We start from the raw sequence: 16,299 nt of genomic DNA on the forward strand, positions 1-16,299 counted from the left end.
TTCGGCTCCAACGGTCAGCTCCGGTAGTCGCCGTTGATCGCAACATATTCCTTGGTCAGATCGCAGGTCCAGACGGTGGCCGTGCCATTGCCGAGACCGATATCCACCTTCACCGGGATATCTTCAAGCTTCATGACGGCACTGGTCTCCGCTTCGGAATAGTCCGGGTCGCGCTCGCCATTGACGGCCACACGCACGCCACCGAACCAGATGGCGAGGCGGTCGCGGTCGGCCATTTCGCCTGACTTGCCGACGGCCATCACGACGCGGCCCCAATTAGCGTCTTCGCCGGCAACGGCGGTCTTCACCAGCGGCGAATTGGCGATGGAAAGAGCGATCTTCTTGGCGGCAGCATCGTTTTCCGCACCCGTCACGGTGACTTCCACCATCTTGCGCGCGCCTTCGCCATCGCGAACAACCTGCAAGGCCAGATCCTTCAGGAGATCGTTGAGCGCGGCGCGGAAGGAGGACAGGCGCTCGTCATCGGCGCTTGTCACCTTCACCTGGCCGTCTTCGGCCGCCGCACCCGTGGCAAACAGCATCAGCGTATCGGAAGTGGAGGTATCGCTATCGACAGTCACGGAATTGAAGGTCGGGCCGACACCGGCCGAAAGCAGGGCCTGCAGGGCGGCGGGCTCAATATCGGCGTCGGTCACCACAAAGGAGAGCATCGTCGCCATATCGGGCGCGATCATGCCGGCACCCTTGGAAATACCGTTGATCGTGACGATCACGCCGCCAATCTCGGCGGTGCGGGTCGAAACCTTGGGATAGGTGTCGGTCGTCATGATCGCCTTGGCGGCTTCATGCCAGAAATCGGCTTCCGCCCTGACATTCATGTCGCCGAGAACACCGGCAAATTTCGAGGCGTCCAGCGGCTCGCCGATCACGCCAGTCGATGCCAGGAAGACCTCGCCTTGTGAGCAGCCGACGGCAGCGGCGGCGGATTTCGCCGTCAGCTCGGTCGCGGCTTTGCCCTTCAAGCCCGTAAAGGCATTGGCATTGCCGGAATTGACCACCACGGCACGGGCCACGCCGCCGCCGAGATTGGCGCGGCAGAAATCAACCGGTGCCGAGGGGCATTTCGATTTGGTGAAGACGCCGGCCACGCTTGCCGGCTTGTCGAACACCATCAGGAGAACGTCGGTGCGGTTCTTGTACTTGATGCCGGCGGCGGCCGTCGCCATGCGAACGCCGCGCAGCGCGGGCATGTCGGGATAGGATTTCGGAGCGAGCGGGGAAACGGCAACGGACATGGGAAGCGCCTGAAATTCTGGAAATGGGAGGTAGGAAATGCCTGAGATGAAACGGGGCGGCCCATAGCCGCCCCGTAACCTGAATTCTTACTGCTGCGGCTGAGCCTGCTGTTCCTTCGTGGCTTCGTCGTAGCCCTTCTTCAGCGTCTCATCCATGATCTCGATCTTCTGGTCAGCCTTTGCCTTCTCGATGAGGGCAACGTACTTGTCACGCATGACAAGCTGACGAACCTGCGGCTCGACCTGCTCGAAAGCCGGCGGCGGGGCGATGCGCTTGTCTTCCAGCTTGATGACGTGGAAGCCGAACTGGGTCTTCACCGGAGCCTTGGTATAGGCGCCCTTTTCGAGGCCGAAAGCGGCTTCTTCGAATTCCGGCACCATGCGGCCCTTGCCGAACCAGCCGAGATCGCCGCCGTCATCCTTGTTGGAATCGGTCGACTTTTCCTTGGCGAGTGCTGCGAAATCCTTGCCCGAATCAAGCTGCTTGATGATGTCCTTGGCTTCGTCCTCGCTGGCGACGAGGATGTGCGCGGCCTTGATTTCCTCTTCCTGCGGCAGGGCTGCGACTTCCTTGTCGTAGCGGGCCTTCACCTCGTCATTGGTGACGGCGTCGACCACATGCTTGCGGAAATAGGCGTTGTGCAGTTCGCGGTCCTGGATGAATTCCATGCGCTTCTTGAAATCTTCAGTCTTTTCCAGACCTTCGGCGCTGGCGTTCTTCACCAGAAGCTTGACGTCGATCGCGCCGGAAAGGGCTGCAACCTTTTTCTGCTCGTCGGGAAGCTGCGCGAGCTGCGGGTCGAGATTGCCCATGGCGAGGTCGAGTTCGGACTGGTGGATTTCCAGATCGCCGACCTTGGCGACGACCTTGTCTTCCTGCGCGAAAGCCGGAAGCTGGAGGCCGAGCGTGGCCACAATCACCGCGGCCGCAATTTTATTATAGCGCAACATTTTGAACCTTTCGGGGACAATGCCGGCTCCAGACATGGTTTCCGGCTCTGAAAAAACTTCCAAACACCGGATTGTGGCCATTCTGTAACGGGCAGAACCGTTGACATCATTTGCCCCCCCTCTTATCTGTCACGCAACCTCGCGTCCAGATACGTTGAAGGGCGAAGTCCGTCATTTATGCTGAAAACAGCGTGACGGAGAAAAGCGCCCGGCAAAACGGAATTTCAGAAAGGGCCAGTAAGATGGTCAGTCTCGGCGGAATAGCCCGCAAGTTGTTCGGTTCGGCAAATGATCGCCGCGTCCGCTCCTATAAAAGCAAGATAGCAGCCATCAATGCGCTGGAAGAGGCCACCAAGGCGCTTTCCAACGAGGCGCTCGCAGCCAAGACGGCGGAGTTCCGCCAGCAACTGGCCGACGGCAAGACGCTGGACGATATTCTGATCCCGGCCTTCGCCGTCGCCCGCGAAGCCTCGCGCCGCGTTCTGCACATGCGCCCCTTCGACGTACAGCTGACCGGCGCGATGATTCTGCATGGCGGCGCCATCGCCGAAATGAAGACCGGTGAAGGCAAGACGCTGGTGGCGACCCTTGCGGTCTACCTCAACGCGCTCGCCGGCAAGGGCGTGCATGTCGTCACCGTCAACGACTATCTCGCCAAGCGCGACGCCGCCACGATGAGCAGGCTTTATGGCTTCCTCGGCCTGACGACCGGCGTCATCGTTCATGGGCTGGACGACGACCAGCGCCGCGAGGCCTATGCCTGCGACATCACCTACGCGACGAACAACGAACTCGGCTTCGATTATCTGCGCGATAACATGAAATATGATCGCGCCCAGATGGTGCAGCGCAGCCACAATTACGCGATCGTCGACGAAGTCGACTCGATCCTGGTCGATGAAGCGCGCACGCCGCTCATCATTTCCGGCCCGCTGGACGACCGCTCCGACCTCTACAACACCATCGACGCCTTCATTCCGCTGCTGACGCCGGAAGATTACGAAATCGATGAGAAGCAGCGCTCGGCCAACTTCTCCGAAGAAGGCACCGAAAAGCTCGAGAACCTGCTGCGGCAGGCGGGCCTGCTGAAGGGCGAATCGCTGTATGACGTCGAAAACGTCGCCATCGTCCACCACATCAACAATGCGCTGAAGGCCCACAAGCTCTTCACCCGCGACAAGGACTACATCGTCCGCAACGACGAAATCGTCATCATCGACGAATTCACCGGCCGCATGATGCCGGGCCGCCGTTATTCCGAAGGTCAGCACCAGGCTCTCGAAGCCAAGGAAAAGGTGCAGATTCAGCCGGAAAACCAGACGCTGTCCTCCGTCACCTTCCAGAATTATTTCCGCATGTACGAAAAGCTTGCCGGCATGACCGGTACGGCGGCGACGGAAGCGGAAGAATTCGGCAACATCTACGGCCTCGACGTCATCGAGGTGCCGACCAACCTGCCGATCCAGCGTATCGACGAGGACGACGAGGTTTACCGCACCGGCGAGGAGAAGTTCCAGGCGATCATCACCGAGATCAAGGCGGCGCATGAGCGCGGCCAGCCGGTTCTCGTCGGCACGACCTCCATCGAAAAATCCGAACTTCTCGCACATCTCCTGCGTCAGTCCGGTTTCTCCGATTTCCAGGTCCTGAACGCTCGTTATCACGAGCAGGAAGCCTATATCGTCTCGCAGGCCGGCGTTCCCGGCGCCGTCACCATCGCCACCAACATGGCGGGCCGCGGTACCGACATCCAGCTCGGCGGCAATGTCGACATGCGTCTCGAGCGCGAACTGGAAGGCATGGAGCCGGGTCCGGAGCTTGACGCCAAGGAAGAGGCAATCCGCGCCGAAATCAAGGTTCTCAAGGAAAAGGCGCTTGCCGCCGGCGGTCTTTACGTCATCGCCACCGAACGCCATGAAAGCCGCCGCATCGACAACCAGCTGCGCGGCCGTTCCGGCCGTCAGGGCGACCCGGGCCGCTCGAAATTCTACCTGTCGCTTCAGGATGACCTGATGCGCATCTTCGGTTCCGAGCGCATGGACAGCATGCTTCAGAAGCTCGGCCTGAAGGAAGGCGAGGCGATCGTCCATCCGTGGATCAACAAGGCTCTGGAGCGCGCCCAGAAGAAGGTCGAAGCCCGCAACTTCGAGACCCGCAAGAACCTTCTGAAATATGACGACGTGCTGAACGACCAGCGCAAGGTCATCTTCGAGCAGCGTCTCGAGCTGATGGAAGCCGACAATATCGGCGAGACCGCAGCCGACATGCGCCACGAAGTCATCGAAACGCTCGTCACCAAGCATATTCCGGAAAATGCCTATGCCGAACAGTGGGATATTGCGGGCCTGAAGGCCGGCATCGCCCAGTTCCTGAACCTCGACCTGCCGGTGGAGGAATGGGCCAAGGAAGAAGGCATCGCCGAGGACGATATTCTCCAGCGCGTCACCGAGGCCGCCGACAAATACGCCGCCGAGCGCGCGGAACGTTTCGGCCCCGAGATCATGACCTATGTGGAACGCTCGGTCATTCTCCAGACGATCGATCATCTGTGGCGCGAACATATCGTCAATCTCGATCACCTTCGTTCCGTCGTCGGTTTCCGCGGTTACGCCCAGCGCGATCCGCTGCAGGAATACAAGGCGGAAGCCTTCGAACTCTTCCAGGCGCTGCTCGCCAATCTGCGCGAGGCCGTCACCGCCCAGCTGATGCGCGTGGAACTGGTGCAGCAGGAGCCGCAGCAGCCGGAACTTCCGGAAATGACCGCGCATCATCTCGACCCCAATACGGGCGAAGACGAAATGGCGCAGGGCATGCAGGCCGCACCCGCTGCCTTCGTGCCGGCCGAGGAACGCGATCCGGAAAACCCCGCCACCTGGGGTCGTATCGGCCGCAACGAAATGTGCCCCTGCGGCTCCGGCAAGAAATACAAGCACTGCCACGGCGTCTACGAACAGGCCTGAAGCAGTTGATCGCAAATAAATGAAAATCGCCCGCGCCTTTGGTTGCGGGCGATTTTCATTGCACCCCTTGATCGCTGTTGACTGTTATCGGCAATTTCCAATATGGGAGCCGGATCGTCTTCCGGAAAACCCTTTCATGGCCCCTCGCGACCTTGCCGCCTATCTCTTTCTCGCGCTCGCATGGGGAATGTCCTTCCTGCTGCTGTTGCATGTCGTTGAGGCTTTCGGCTGGATCGGCGCGGTCACGCTTCGCTCGCTCGTCACCGCCATCACCCTGTTTCTGATCGCGATTGCAGCTCGCCGAAAACTCGCATTTTCCGCCAGCTGGCGCGCCTTTGCAGTCGTCGGCGCAACGACGGTCGCCGGACAGCTGGTCGGCCTCTCCTATGCGACGCCGCTGGTCGGCACCGCCATGGCGGCCATATTGGTGGCCACCGTCCCGCTTTTTTCCATGCTCATCTCGCAGCTATGGGGTCTTGAGCGTATGACGCGGCAAGGCCTTGCCGGTCTCATCATCGGCTTCGGCGGCATCGTCCTGCTTGTCGGCTTTCCCGCTGCTCCCGTCACCTCCAGCTTCATCACCGGCTGTGCCGCCGCCGTCGTCGCCTGCATCTGCGCCGCCTATGGCAGCAATTATGCCAGCCGCCATCTCAAAGGCGTGGGAGCCTGGGAAATCACCATCGGTTCCTTCCTCACGGGCGGCCTGATGACATTGCCTCTGCTTCTGGCCGTACCCGTTCCCGGAACGCCACGCCTCATCGATTACGGTTATCTTCTGATACAGGCGGTGGTGATGAGCGGGCTCACCTACATCACCTATTTCCGCCTCGTTTCCGTCATCGGCGCAACAAGGGCGATCAGCGTCGAATTCGTCGTGACCGTGGTGGCGGTGCTTGTCGGCGCACTGGTGCTGGACGAGCTGCTTTCGCTCCCCCAGCTCTTCGGCGCCGGCATCATCATTTTGGGCTGTGCGCTGGTCCTCGACCTCCTGCCCGGGAAAAAGGCTCCGCCCACACCCTCCGGCGCGTGAAGGGTTTATTAGCGTTTTCCACCAATAGTCGTGCTGGTCGTCACGGATCACGCGGGATCGCGTTTTCGGCGCGGGGGAAAAATGCAACCGGGCAAGCCAGACTATGAGCATTATTGGGACCCGCTCAGGGCCCTCCTGATGCTGCTCGGCATTCCCTATCATGCCTCCCTGCTCTACAGCCACGTTCTGCCCTGGGACATCAAGGATTTCGAGACCAGCCCGTTTCTCAGTGCACTCGGCGCGGCACTTGTCACCTTCCGCATGCCGACATTCTTTCTGGTGGCGGGATATTTCTCCACCATGGTCATCGGCAAGAAGGGCAAGATGCGCTGGCTGCGGCAGCGTTTCCTGCGCCTCGGCCTGCCCTTCATCGTGGCCGTGCTTCTGCTCGGACCATTGCAGCTTTTCCTGCTGCAACTGGCCGGCATCGCCAAAGGGGATATCCCGGCCGACCGGCTGTTTGAGCGCCTGCCCGGCCTTCTGCTTCCGAGCGAACAGTGGATCATGCATCTGTGGTTCCTGCCGGCCCTTATCCTCTATTCTGTCCTGCTTGCCGGCCTGCTGTTTTTCGCGGAACGCCCGCCATTGGCATATGTCAAAGATTGGTTCGGCAGCCTGCAGCAGCGGCATACCACCCTGTTTTTCGCAGCGCTCTGCACGGTGCCGGTTTTATGGGAGCTGATGATCTACGGATCGGGCCTGCTTGCGGCAAAGAGCGGAAGCGGTCTCTTTCTTCTCTATGAACGCGCTTCCGACCCCTATGCGCGCTACCTGCCTTTCTTCCTCATCGGCGCACTGCTGCACCGTGATCGCGCCCTCTTCCACCGCTTTCGCCAGACGGGCCTTCTCACCGGCATCGTCGCGGCGGGCGCCATCGCCACGGCGGTGACCCTGCGCCTGCAACATCCCTTTTCGAATTCGGCCCTGCTGGTGCTGGTGTCGGCAATTGCTGCAGTGGCGGCAAGCCGTCTGTTGATCGACCTCGCCTGCCGCTATTTCGACAGGCCGAACCGGCTTGCCAGACGCATGACGGATGCCTCCTTCACCATCTACCTGTTTCACCATCCGCTGATTTACGCATTCGGAACCCTCTTCATCCTGATCGCATTACCGCCGATCCTGGAATTTACCATCATCGTCGCGGCCACCACGGCGGCGACCTATATGCTGCATCAGGCGATACGCCTCAGCCCGCTCGCCCTTTTCCTGTTCAACGGCATCCGCAAGCCGCGCATGGTGGACGATATTGGCACACAGGCCGGCGCCTCCCAAACCCTTCGTTAAGGATGAAGCGCGTACAATGGGCCTGCCTATTCAACTGGAAATGATGGCGTGTGGATCATGGCTATCCTCAACACGGCGGAAAAAGCCTTACCCGCAGGCCTGCGCGCGAAGCTTTCGCCGCTGGTAGCGAAAATCGCCGTTCTTCTTTCCGGCGGAGATGAGGTCTCCCGCGCGCAGCGCATGGCGCTGGTTGCTTTTGCGGTGCGCATCGTCAGCGCCGGCATCGCCTTCATCTCCCAGATCATCCTTGCCCGCCTGATGGGCGAGTTCGAATATGGCCTGTTCGCCTTTGTCTGGGTTCTGGTGATCCTGTTCGGCAATCTTTCCTGCCTCGGTTTTCACACCACCGTCATCCGCTTTTTACCCGGCTATCGTCTGGAGGATGCCCATGACAAGATCATGGGCCTGACCTCGACGGCGCGGGTCTTCGCCATGCTTTCGGCCAGCGCGCTTGCGATTTTCGGTTTCGCTTTCCTGTATTTCTTCGGCGAGCGCATCGCCTCCTATTACCTCATTCCCGTTTCGCTGGCGCTTTTCACCCTGCCGATGGTGGCGCTGGGCGATGTGCTGAATGGCACCGCGCGCGCCAATGGCTGGGCGGTCTCCGCACTCAGTCCCACCTATATCGTCCGTCCGGTGCTGATCCTGCTGTTCATGCTGGTGGCAATCGGTTTCGGCGCGGAAAAAACCGCAACGACGGCCATGCTGACGGCCCTTCTTGCCACCTATGTCACCACGCTTTTCCATTTCATCTTCATGGACCGCCGGCTCAACCGGCATTTTCGCAGCACGGCCCGCAGGGTTCATTTCCGCCACTGGATAAGGTTCGCCTTTCCGATGTTCCTGATCGACGGCATCGGTTTTCTGATGACCAATTCCGATGTGGTGATTGTCGGGCTTTATCTGCCGCCGGATCAGGTGGGCATCTATTTTGCCGCGGCAAAGACCATCGTGCTGATGCAATTCGTGTTTTTTTCGGTGCAGGCCGCCGCTGCCCCGCGTCTGGCCGCGCTGATGTCGGCCAATGACCGGCAGGGGCTCGCCGGTTTCGCCAGCCAGGCCGCGCGCTGGGCTTTCTGGCCGTCGCTCGCCGTCGGCAGCCTGGTGCTTCTGGCCGGCCCGTTCCTGCTGTCTCTGTTCGGTCCCGGCTTCGTTCAGGGTTATGAGCTGATGTTCTTCCTCTTCGCGGGTTTCCTCGCCAAGGCGGTGATCGGACCGGGAGAGACATTGCTGAATATGGCCGGCAAACAAAAATTGTGCGTTGCGCTTTATATTGTCATCTTTGGTTGCAACATTGCACTCAACATGGCGCTCATTCCGGTCTATGGTCTGGCAGGGGCCGCGGCAGCGGTGGCAATAGCCATGTGCATAGAAGCTGTGCTATTGCATATTGCCATTCGCCGCACACTCGGGATCGTCCTTTTTGCCTTCAACGATCCCCGGGCGGGTCAAAACACTGGGAAGGCGGTGTAACGATAAGCATGTCCAGCGATCCAAAGAATCCGGATTTTCAGGATCCGCGCATCGCGGCACTGATGGCGTCTGCGGAGCGTGACCGCCCCGTGGCCGACAGCAGCCGACGCGTGGGCCGCGACGGCCGGGAATTCTGCATCTATCCGGGTCAGCTCGGTTACGACATGCAGGAGGAACTCGACTTTCTGTCCAACCGCGTGATGGAAGCGAATGTCTTCTTCACCGGACGGCTTCTCGCCCCCGCCATGCCGCGCATCGAGGACAAGTCCGTGCGCTTCGCCCTCATTCGCGACGAGAACGGCGCCAGAAGCCGCATGCGCTTCCTGATGCCCTTTACCGTGGAAAAGCCGGGCTTTTCCATCGGCCCTTCCATCATTCGCGTCTGGGCCAATCCGTTCGGGCCGCTTGGTACGCCGCTGGTCGATACCGAAGGGGCTGCCGAAACCCTCGACAATCTTTTCGACGCGCTTTCCGACAGGGACATGCGTTTGCCGAACGTTCTGGTACTGCCGGACGTGCGGCTGGAGGGACCCTTCGCCCGCATGTTCAGAGCCATTGCGCTCAGCCGCAACCTGCCGGTGACGACGACGGGCAATTATCATCGGCCGATGCTGGAAAGCCTGCTCGATGGCAGGGCCTATCTGCGAAACGCCCTTGCGCCGCACCATTTGCGCGAAATGAACAGGCAATGGCGCCAGCTCGAAAAACTTGGGGCCCTCTCCTATACCGTTACCCGGCAGCCAACGGACGTGCGTTACCGCATGGAGGAGTTTCTGGCGCTGGAGGCGAGTGGCTGGAAAGGCCGCAAGCGCACCGCGCTGGTCAACGACCGTTATCGCGCCGCTTTCGCCCGCGAGGCGATCACCAATCTGGCTGAAGCCGATGCGGTGCGTATCCACACCATCGATCTCAACGGCAGCGCCATCGCCTCCATGGTCGTCTTCATCACGGCAGGCGAGGCCTATACGTGGAAAACCGCTTTCGACGAAAACTATGCGCAATTTTCTCCCGGCAAGCTGCTGGTGCAGAAACTGACCGACTGGCATCTGGATGACGCCAATATTCTGCGCAGCGACAGTTGCGCCGTGCCCGATCATCCGATCATGAGCCGCTTCTGGCAGGAGCGGCAGGAAATGGGAACGCTGGTCGTCGGGCTTGCCCAGAACAGCGACCGCGACGTGCGGCAGGTTTCCACCCAGGTGGACATGTATCGCAACACCCGCAACCTCGCCCGCAGCCTGCGGCAGAAGATCCTGTCCTTCGGACGCAAGGGCAATTGATCCGAAGGGCACCCACGGCGCCCTTCGGAATTTATGATGCGGATAAAACCCGCTTCAGCGCGAAGCCGTCCGGATCATCTTGCACAATTGCGTCAGCGCCGCATCGTATCCGCCGCCCAGAATATCGATGCAACGGCGGGCGAGCTTGATCTGCTCGGTTCGCGACATATCGTTATAGGCTTGCAGGGCATTGCGCATCGCGCCGGGAGACACCGTGCCCGAGCCGCCGGGATTGGTGGTGCTGCCGCCGGGATTTCCGGGCGTGCCGGTCGAAGCGGAGCCGCCGATACCAACGCCGACACCGAGACCGACACCGCTCGAGCCGCCCACATTGGCGCCGACATTGGCATTGATGCCGTCCGAGCCGCCAACGGAAGCGTTCACACCGGCATTGACGCCGCTGGAACCGCCCACGGATGCATTGACATCCGCATTGACCCCATTGCTGCCACCGACCGAAGCGTTGACATCCGCGCCCAGCCCGCCGCCGCTCCTGCCGCCGACATCCGCACTGGCGTTAACGCCACTGCTGCCGCCAACGGAGGCATCGACCCCGAGCCCGCCACTGCCATTGTCGCCAACACTGGCGTTAACCCCATTCTCACCACCGATCCCGATATCCAGCGCATGGGCATGGACCGGCAGGATCAGGCAGGCGGACAGTAATAAATTGCGAGAAAAAGCCCTCATAATTTCCTCCCTATGAGTTTGGCCATTCCCGCCCCGCGTGGAAACTCCACCCTGACATCATAATTCAATTAGTGATTGCGTATATTCTAATTTATTAGAGGTGCCTAATATTACCCTAATGCAGCAACCGTGGGTGTAGCGAACCGGCACAGCCACGGTCTGCAATATTTTTGATCGGCAGCACGGCAAAGAGGGAAAACAGCGCGCGCAAACACGCGCAATTCAAAAGGATAAGTCAGCTTTGGGGTTGCACGCATGGCCTTGACCATGATAGACGCCGTGGCATTACCACCGTTGCCCCAATGGCGGAATTGGTAGACGCGCCGCACTCAAAATGCGGTTCCGAAAGGAGTGCTGGTTCGATCCCGGCTTGGGGTACCATTTCCAAACCGAACTGATTTTCCTCACCTTATCCAGTACGTTACCGTGGCCACCTCAATGGCCCCACGCCCTCGACAAGCTCACGAAACTTTGCTTACGCGGTCCCCGAGTATTACCGGGCTTTCATTTGCCAGATGCGCCGGACTGGATTAGACGAATCCCGTGAAACCCGTGAGGGCCGGCGACTTAATTTCGCCATCACGCCCGCCTTTTTAAAAGCCCGTCCGGGATATCTGCTTCTTCGCGAAGTTTGAGGAAAACAACATGGCCAATGCGACCACCGCCGACAATAGCCGCACGCTCGCCGCTCTCGGCGTCACGGCGGGAATGATCTTCACCGTCGGCTCCGCCCTCGGTTTCCAGCATATTGGCGGTTATACGCCCTGCGCGCTCTGCCTCTTGCAGCGCGATCCCTATTATTACGCCATTCCGCTGGGCACATTGGCCATTGCGACCAGCGTCTTCAAATTGCCGGTCCAGATCACCCGGCTGCTGCTTGCCCTTATCGGCGTGGCGATGCTGATCGGCGCCGGGCTCGGGGTCTATCATGCCGGCGTGGAATGGGGTTTCTGGGAAGGGCCGATCACCTGCGCGACCGGCGCGCCTTCCATCACCACCAATGCCGGCGATCTGCTGGGCAATCTGAACGCCATCAAGGCCCCGTCCTGCAACGACGCCGCATTGCGGGTGCTCGGCCTTTCCTTCGCCGGCTGGAATGTCATCGCAAGCATTGCACTTGCGGCAGTCGCCTTTTTTGGCGCGAGCCGTAAAAGCCGGTAAGCGGAAAACCGCGTTGCAGTCCTCAAAGGATCAGGGCTGCAGTTCGGTATCCCAGTAAAGATAGTCCATCCAGCTTTCATGCAGATAGTTGGGCGGAAACAGCCGCCCGTTATTGTGCAAATCCTGAACCGTCGGCTGGAAGGGCTTCTGCGCCGGGAACATGCCCGCCTGCTTGGGAAGCTTGCTGCCTTTTTTGAGGTTACAGGGAGAGCACGCCGCAACGACATTGTGCCAGGTGGTTTCACCGCCATGCGCGCGGGGAATCACATGGTCGAAGGTCAATTCGTCCCGCGTGCCGCAATATTGGCATTCGAACTTGTCCCGAAGGAAAACGTTGAAGCGTGTAAAGGCGGGGTTGCGGGTGGGCTGCACATAAGTCTTGAGGCTGACGACGCTCGGCAGCCGCATGGAAAAGCTGGGGGACGACACCGCGTGATCATATTCTGCAATGATGTTCACACGGTCTAGAAAGACAGCCTTGATCGCGTCCTGCCAGGACCATAACGACAAGGGATAATAACTCAGTGGCCTGTAGTCTGCGTTCAGAACGAGCGCCGGCAGGGCCTGTGGTGAAACTGCAATCGTCAAGGGCTTCTCCTGAGCGATTCGGCATCTGCACTTGTATATTAGGTCCGTTGTTACAGGATTGTGAAGCCTATAAATGCAGCGGCGAAGAGCTTAATTTTTGAGCCCTGAAATGGCGTTTTTTCGCATTCCTGACGATCAAGCGGCACGGTGGCGTCTCCTGGCCAGGGACACCGCGGGCTGATGCGGCAGGGAGGCGATTCGGCCCTTGCCAGACACAAATCCTTCTCACACCGGACGCAATATCGGTGATATGATTACCCCCGACGGACCATTGGAAAATCAATGCGCGCCGGGCATGGCAAATGTGCGGCGGCGTCCGTCATTTCGTCAATGGAGGAACGGTCATGATGGTGGGCAGGCGGCAAGCGGCAGCATTGCGGGGCAGCCTCGCGGCCGGCGTCCTCGCCGCCGTGATCGGCCTCTCCGCGGGCGCCCATGCCCAGCAGTACCAGAATTACGAAGTGACGCCGGATGGCCGCGGCGGGGCGCAGGGAACGATCGGCGGGCGTAATTTCGAAATTTACCGAAATTACGACCGGCCACCGGCAAACCGCGCCTCACCCGATACACGGCGCGAACTCAGACGGGCGGTCCCGCAACAGACCTGTATTGTCGACACCGAAGGCCGAACCCGCTGCAGGTGAGCGCGAAGCCGGCTTTTCAGCGTGCTGTAACAAAATTAGACTTCGTTAAAATGCAATCTATCGACTTAAACGGCCCGCAAGAATGGGTCGCTATGGTGCCAGGCACGAGAGAAGACAACTGTGCAGGGGCAAGGGCATGGCGAAGAGAACAATCCGTCTGGCAAAGATTTTTGCCGTCGCTGCCGGCATGGCGGCAAGCATCGCGACAACCGCATCGGCCGTCCAGCTTGGTGGCCTTGCCCAGAAGCCCGGCGCATCGCGGCCCGGCCAGTTCATGACGACCAGCCGTCCGACCATCGCGCCGATCGCCTTTGCGAAATTCTGCGAAGGCGCGGCCGACCAGTGCATCCGGATCGGCGACCGCGATACGGTGGACCTGAGCAAACAGAAGCGCGCGGAACTCCAGCGCATCAACGCCGAGATCAACACTGCGATAAGCTATGTCGGGGAACGGGACGGCGAAGACGACTGGAAACTGAACCCGGCAAGCGGCGACTGCGAGGATTTCGCGGTGACCAAACGGCAGCGCCTTCTGCGCGCCGGCTGGCCTTCAGGCGCCCTGCGCATCGCGACCGCCCGCACGACGGATGGCATAGGTCACGCCGTTCTGGTCGTCAGCACCAGCCAGGGCGATCTGGTGCTGGATAACCGCACCAATGTCGTCAAGCCGTGGAAGGCGGTGGATCTGAAATGGATCAAGATCCAGTCGCATGAGAACCCGCGTGTCTGGCTGAAACTCTAGAACAGGTCCTCATGCGGAGGCCGCCCTTTCGGTTTACGGCGACGTATCTTTCGGACGTCGAAGAGGCTATTCTCCCCACACGGAACTGACGCGTGCTGCTTTGCTAAAACCGCCTTTCGCCGCTTCGTCGGGCGGGTTTTAATGGACGATCAGGCATAGCGTCAGCGCAGCTTTGGCGGGTGATGCAACAGCCGCCTTCAACGCTCTTGACCTTGTGCGGGAGAGACAGTATCGGCAGCTATGCCCAAGGTGCTCAACTGGATTCGCGGTCGTAAACAACCAGCCCCCCGCGACGACCGGAGGCGGCGCAGAATCGACCTTGGCGACAAGCCGGCCTCCTATCCGATCTATGCCATTGGCGACGTGCATGGCTGCCTCGACCTGCTTTTGCAGGCGGAACGGAAAATCCTTGCCGATCTGGGGCCTGAGCCCTCTCCCGCGCTGGTCGTTCTTCTTGGCGACTATGTCGATCGCGGACAGGATTCCTGCGGTGTCATCGACCATCTTCTCCAGCCACCGCCGGCACCACTGCGCCGTATCGCGCTCTGCGGCAATCATGAGCAGCTGTTCAGCGACTTTCTGGAAAATCCGCAGGACAACATGCACTGGCTGGATTTCGGCGGCCGCCAGACGCTTTTATCCTATGGCGTCGATATCGATTATTTCATGCACAAGGGCCGCTTGCGGCTTCAGCCTTTCAGGGACGCATTGATCGGTGCGATCCCGCATACCCACCGCCAGCTTTTATCCAGCCTGCCGGTCTATGCGCGCATCGGACCCTATATTTTCGTGCATGCCGGCTTCCGGCCAGGGCTGCCACTGGATGCGCAGACCGATGAGGACATGTTGTGGATCAGGGAGCCATTCCTGTCGCAGGGAGCCGGGCTCGACCTGCTTGTCATTCATGGCCACACGCCTGTTGTCACACCAGAAACCGGCCCGCGACGGATCGGTATTGACACCGGAGCTTTTACGACAGGCACGCTTACGATTTTGAGAATTTCCGACGCTGGAATTTCCATACTGGCGTAATATTAAACGGCGCCGAGCGCTGTGGTCGGCCGATAACATGCCGTCCTCAACATCGAAAATCCGTAGGACTCGCCGTTAATAATACCGAAAACTTCCGCTCAATGCGTTATTTTATCACTTGATCGTTCGTTTGGGCTGTGCGATTTAAAAAAGAGAAATTTTTAAATGTTGGATCATCATATTCGACATTGATTGTATTTAAAGTCGTATTTTAGAGATTTGGAGACGTATTATGTCCCGCCTTCACAATGGCCCGACTCTTGCTGGTGCAGTGTTGATCGCCAGCATCGGGTTTTCTCCTGCGAACGCTCAGAACGTAGAGCCCGTTCCGCCGGCCGCACCACAGCAGGCTACACCGGCACAGGGTGTGGCACCGGTTAAGACCGCCGACGAGACGACAGCCGCCTTCCTCGGCCGTGTCAACGCCGCCAATCCGGAAAACGTTTCGCTTGCAGCCGCTGAACTCTTCAAACAGTCTCCGACGCAGGTCACGGTCGGGGATCTGGTCACCCTCGCATCAAGCACCGATGCCGCAGCAGCGGACATGACCGGAAGAGTAACAAGCGGATTTCCGATTATCGCCGTTTCCACCAGCGCTGCGCAGTTTTCCGAACAGCTTTCTGCTCTGATTCTAAGTGATTCAAGCCAGCTGTCCACCATCGTCGCGCTGGCCAAAAAGGTCGCCAACAAGGACTTCTCCGAGGTGGTCGGCGAAGGTTTGGCACTTGCCTATTCCACGGCGATGCAGAGGGGCGATACGATACTCGCAGCCGCGATACAGCTGCAGACGAAGAGCGTCGGCGTGCCGTCCGATCTTCTCATTGCATTTAGCGAAAACGTCCAGGGCACGGCCGCCGGCCCTGCCGCTCCCGCAGCCGCCGTTGCGGCTGCCTCACCGATCGGCGGCGCCGGCTCCACACCCGCCAGCGGCAACAGCATTGGTGGCTCGGCGGCCGGAGGCGGCTCGTCCGGCACGGCACAGGCCGGCGGTGGAGCAGCTCCGGTTGGCGGTGGCGGCAGTGGGGCGTCGGGCAGCGCAGCACCTTTGCTATCGATAACGGTTTCAACCGGCAGCACAAGTACACCAACCAGCACAAGTCCGGTTTGACTCTGGCTTTGCCGCGATCCCCTCGGGGGATCGCGGTCTTCTGTCTTAAGACGAAGCGGGACTTCGCGAGCGCTGCGCCCGCTAAAAACAACGAGGCTGA

The 16,299-nt window shown here is 59.9% G+C and carries 14 protein-coding genes and 1 tRNA gene; 11 read left to right on the forward strand and 4 right to left on the reverse strand.

Annotation, left to right across the window (positions count from 1 at the left end):
• Positions 1-14: 14 nt before the first annotated feature.
• Both argJ and ACIQUH_RS05270 read right to left on the reverse strand, forming a co-directional pair.
• A complete protein-coding gene (argJ, locus tag ACIQUH_RS05265; protein ID WP_400812962.1) occupies positions 15-1,256 on the reverse strand; it encodes a bifunctional glutamate N-acetyltransferase/amino-acid acetyltransferase ArgJ in 1,242 nt (413 codons plus the stop codon).
• A gap of 87 nt (positions 1,257-1,343) precedes the next feature.
• Positions 1,344-2,207 carry a peptidylprolyl isomerase gene (locus tag ACIQUH_RS05270; protein WP_400812963.1) on the reverse strand — a complete coding sequence of 288 codons (864 nt, stop codon included), beginning with the start codon at positions 2,205-2,207 and terminating at the stop codon, positions 1,344-1,346.
• A 242-nt stretch (positions 2,208-2,449) separates the two neighbouring features.
• On the opposite strand from ACIQUH_RS05270, the gene secA reads away from it, so the two are divergent.
• The 5 genes from secA to ACIQUH_RS05295 all read left to right on the forward strand — a co-directional run bounded on the left by secA (position 2,450) and on the right by ACIQUH_RS05295 (position 10,234).
• Positions 2,450-5,167, forward strand: a complete 2,718-nt coding sequence (gene secA / locus ACIQUH_RS05275) for a preprotein translocase subunit SecA (RefSeq protein WP_400812964.1) — start codon at positions 2,450-2,452, stop codon at positions 5,165-5,167.
• Positions 5,168-5,303: 136 nt separating this feature from the next.
• Complete coding sequence (locus ACIQUH_RS05280; RefSeq protein ID WP_400812965.1) at positions 5,304-6,197, forward strand: DMT family transporter; 894 nt, start codon at positions 5,304-5,306, stop codon at positions 6,195-6,197.
• Between the two features lie 81 nt (positions 6,198-6,278).
• Positions 6,279-7,481, forward strand: coding sequence for a glucans biosynthesis protein MdoC (gene mdoC / locus ACIQUH_RS05285; protein ID WP_400812966.1), 1,203 nt, complete (start codon positions 6,279-6,281; stop codon positions 7,479-7,481).
• Positions 7,482-7,538: 57 nt separating this feature from the next.
• Complete coding sequence (gene uppV / locus ACIQUH_RS05290) at positions 7,539-8,954, forward strand: Wzx-type polysaccharide biosynthesis protein UppV (protein WP_400812967.1); 1,416 nt, start codon at positions 7,539-7,541, stop codon at positions 8,952-8,954.
• A gap of 8 nt (positions 8,955-8,962) precedes the next feature.
• Positions 8,963-10,234 (forward strand): GNAT family N-acetyltransferase, encoded by a 1,272-nt coding sequence (locus tag ACIQUH_RS05295; protein ID WP_400812968.1) that lies wholly within the window; start codon positions 8,963-8,965, stop codon positions 10,232-10,234.
• A gap of 54 nt (positions 10,235-10,288) precedes the next feature.
• Here the strand turns inward: ACIQUH_RS05295 and uppQ are convergent, their stop codons facing one another.
• Positions 10,289-10,924 (reverse strand): polysaccharide biosynthesis GNAT family N-acetyltransferase UppQ, encoded by a 636-nt coding sequence (uppQ, locus tag ACIQUH_RS05300; protein ID WP_400812969.1) that lies wholly within the window; start codon positions 10,922-10,924, stop codon positions 10,289-10,291.
• Positions 10,925-11,220: 296 nt separating this feature from the next.
• Between uppQ and ACIQUH_RS05305 the strand changes: the two genes are divergently transcribed.
• Positions 11,221-11,305 (forward strand) — tRNA-Leu (locus ACIQUH_RS05305).
• A gap of 264 nt (positions 11,306-11,569) precedes the next feature.
• Positions 11,570-12,085 carry a disulfide bond formation protein B gene (locus tag ACIQUH_RS05310; protein WP_400812970.1) on the forward strand — a complete coding sequence of 172 codons (516 nt, stop codon included), beginning with the start codon at positions 11,570-11,572 and terminating at the stop codon, positions 12,083-12,085.
• Between the two features lie 30 nt (positions 12,086-12,115).
• On the opposite strand, the gene ACIQUH_RS05315 is transcribed toward ACIQUH_RS05310, so the two are convergent.
• Positions 12,116-12,673 (reverse strand): HNH endonuclease, encoded by a 558-nt coding sequence (locus ACIQUH_RS05315; protein ID WP_003585610.1) that lies wholly within the window; start codon positions 12,671-12,673, stop codon positions 12,116-12,118.
• Between the two features lie 344 nt (positions 12,674-13,017).
• On the opposite strand from ACIQUH_RS05315, the gene ACIQUH_RS05320 reads away from it, so the two are divergent.
• The 4 genes from ACIQUH_RS05320 to ACIQUH_RS05335 all read left to right on the forward strand — a co-directional run bounded on the left by ACIQUH_RS05320 (position 13,018) and on the right by ACIQUH_RS05335 (position 16,199).
• Positions 13,018-13,317 carry a hypothetical protein gene (locus ACIQUH_RS05320; RefSeq protein ID WP_400812971.1) on the forward strand — a complete coding sequence of 100 codons (300 nt, stop codon included), beginning with the start codon at positions 13,018-13,020 and terminating at the stop codon, positions 13,315-13,317.
• Positions 13,318-13,453: 136 nt separating this feature from the next.
• Positions 13,454-14,059, forward strand: coding sequence for a transglutaminase-like cysteine peptidase (locus ACIQUH_RS05325; RefSeq protein ID WP_400812972.1), 606 nt, complete (start codon positions 13,454-13,456; stop codon positions 14,057-14,059).
• A gap of 240 nt (positions 14,060-14,299) precedes the next feature.
• The gene (locus tag ACIQUH_RS05330; protein WP_400812973.1) at positions 14,300-15,091 is read left to right on the forward strand and encodes a metallophosphoesterase family protein; all 792 of its coding nucleotides are present in this window, start codon (positions 14,300-14,302) and stop codon (positions 15,089-15,091) included.
• A gap of 232 nt (positions 15,092-15,323) precedes the next feature.
• On the forward strand, positions 15,324-16,199 hold the full coding sequence (locus tag ACIQUH_RS05335) for a hypothetical protein (protein WP_400812974.1): 876 nt from the start codon (positions 15,324-15,326) through the stop codon (positions 16,197-16,199).
• Positions 16,200-16,299: the final 100 nt, after the last annotated feature.

It is taken from the genome of Agrobacterium sp. NPDC090283 (assembly GCF_044769685.1).
Taxonomy (GTDB): domain Bacteria; phylum Pseudomonadota; class Alphaproteobacteria; order Rhizobiales; family Rhizobiaceae; genus Agrobacterium.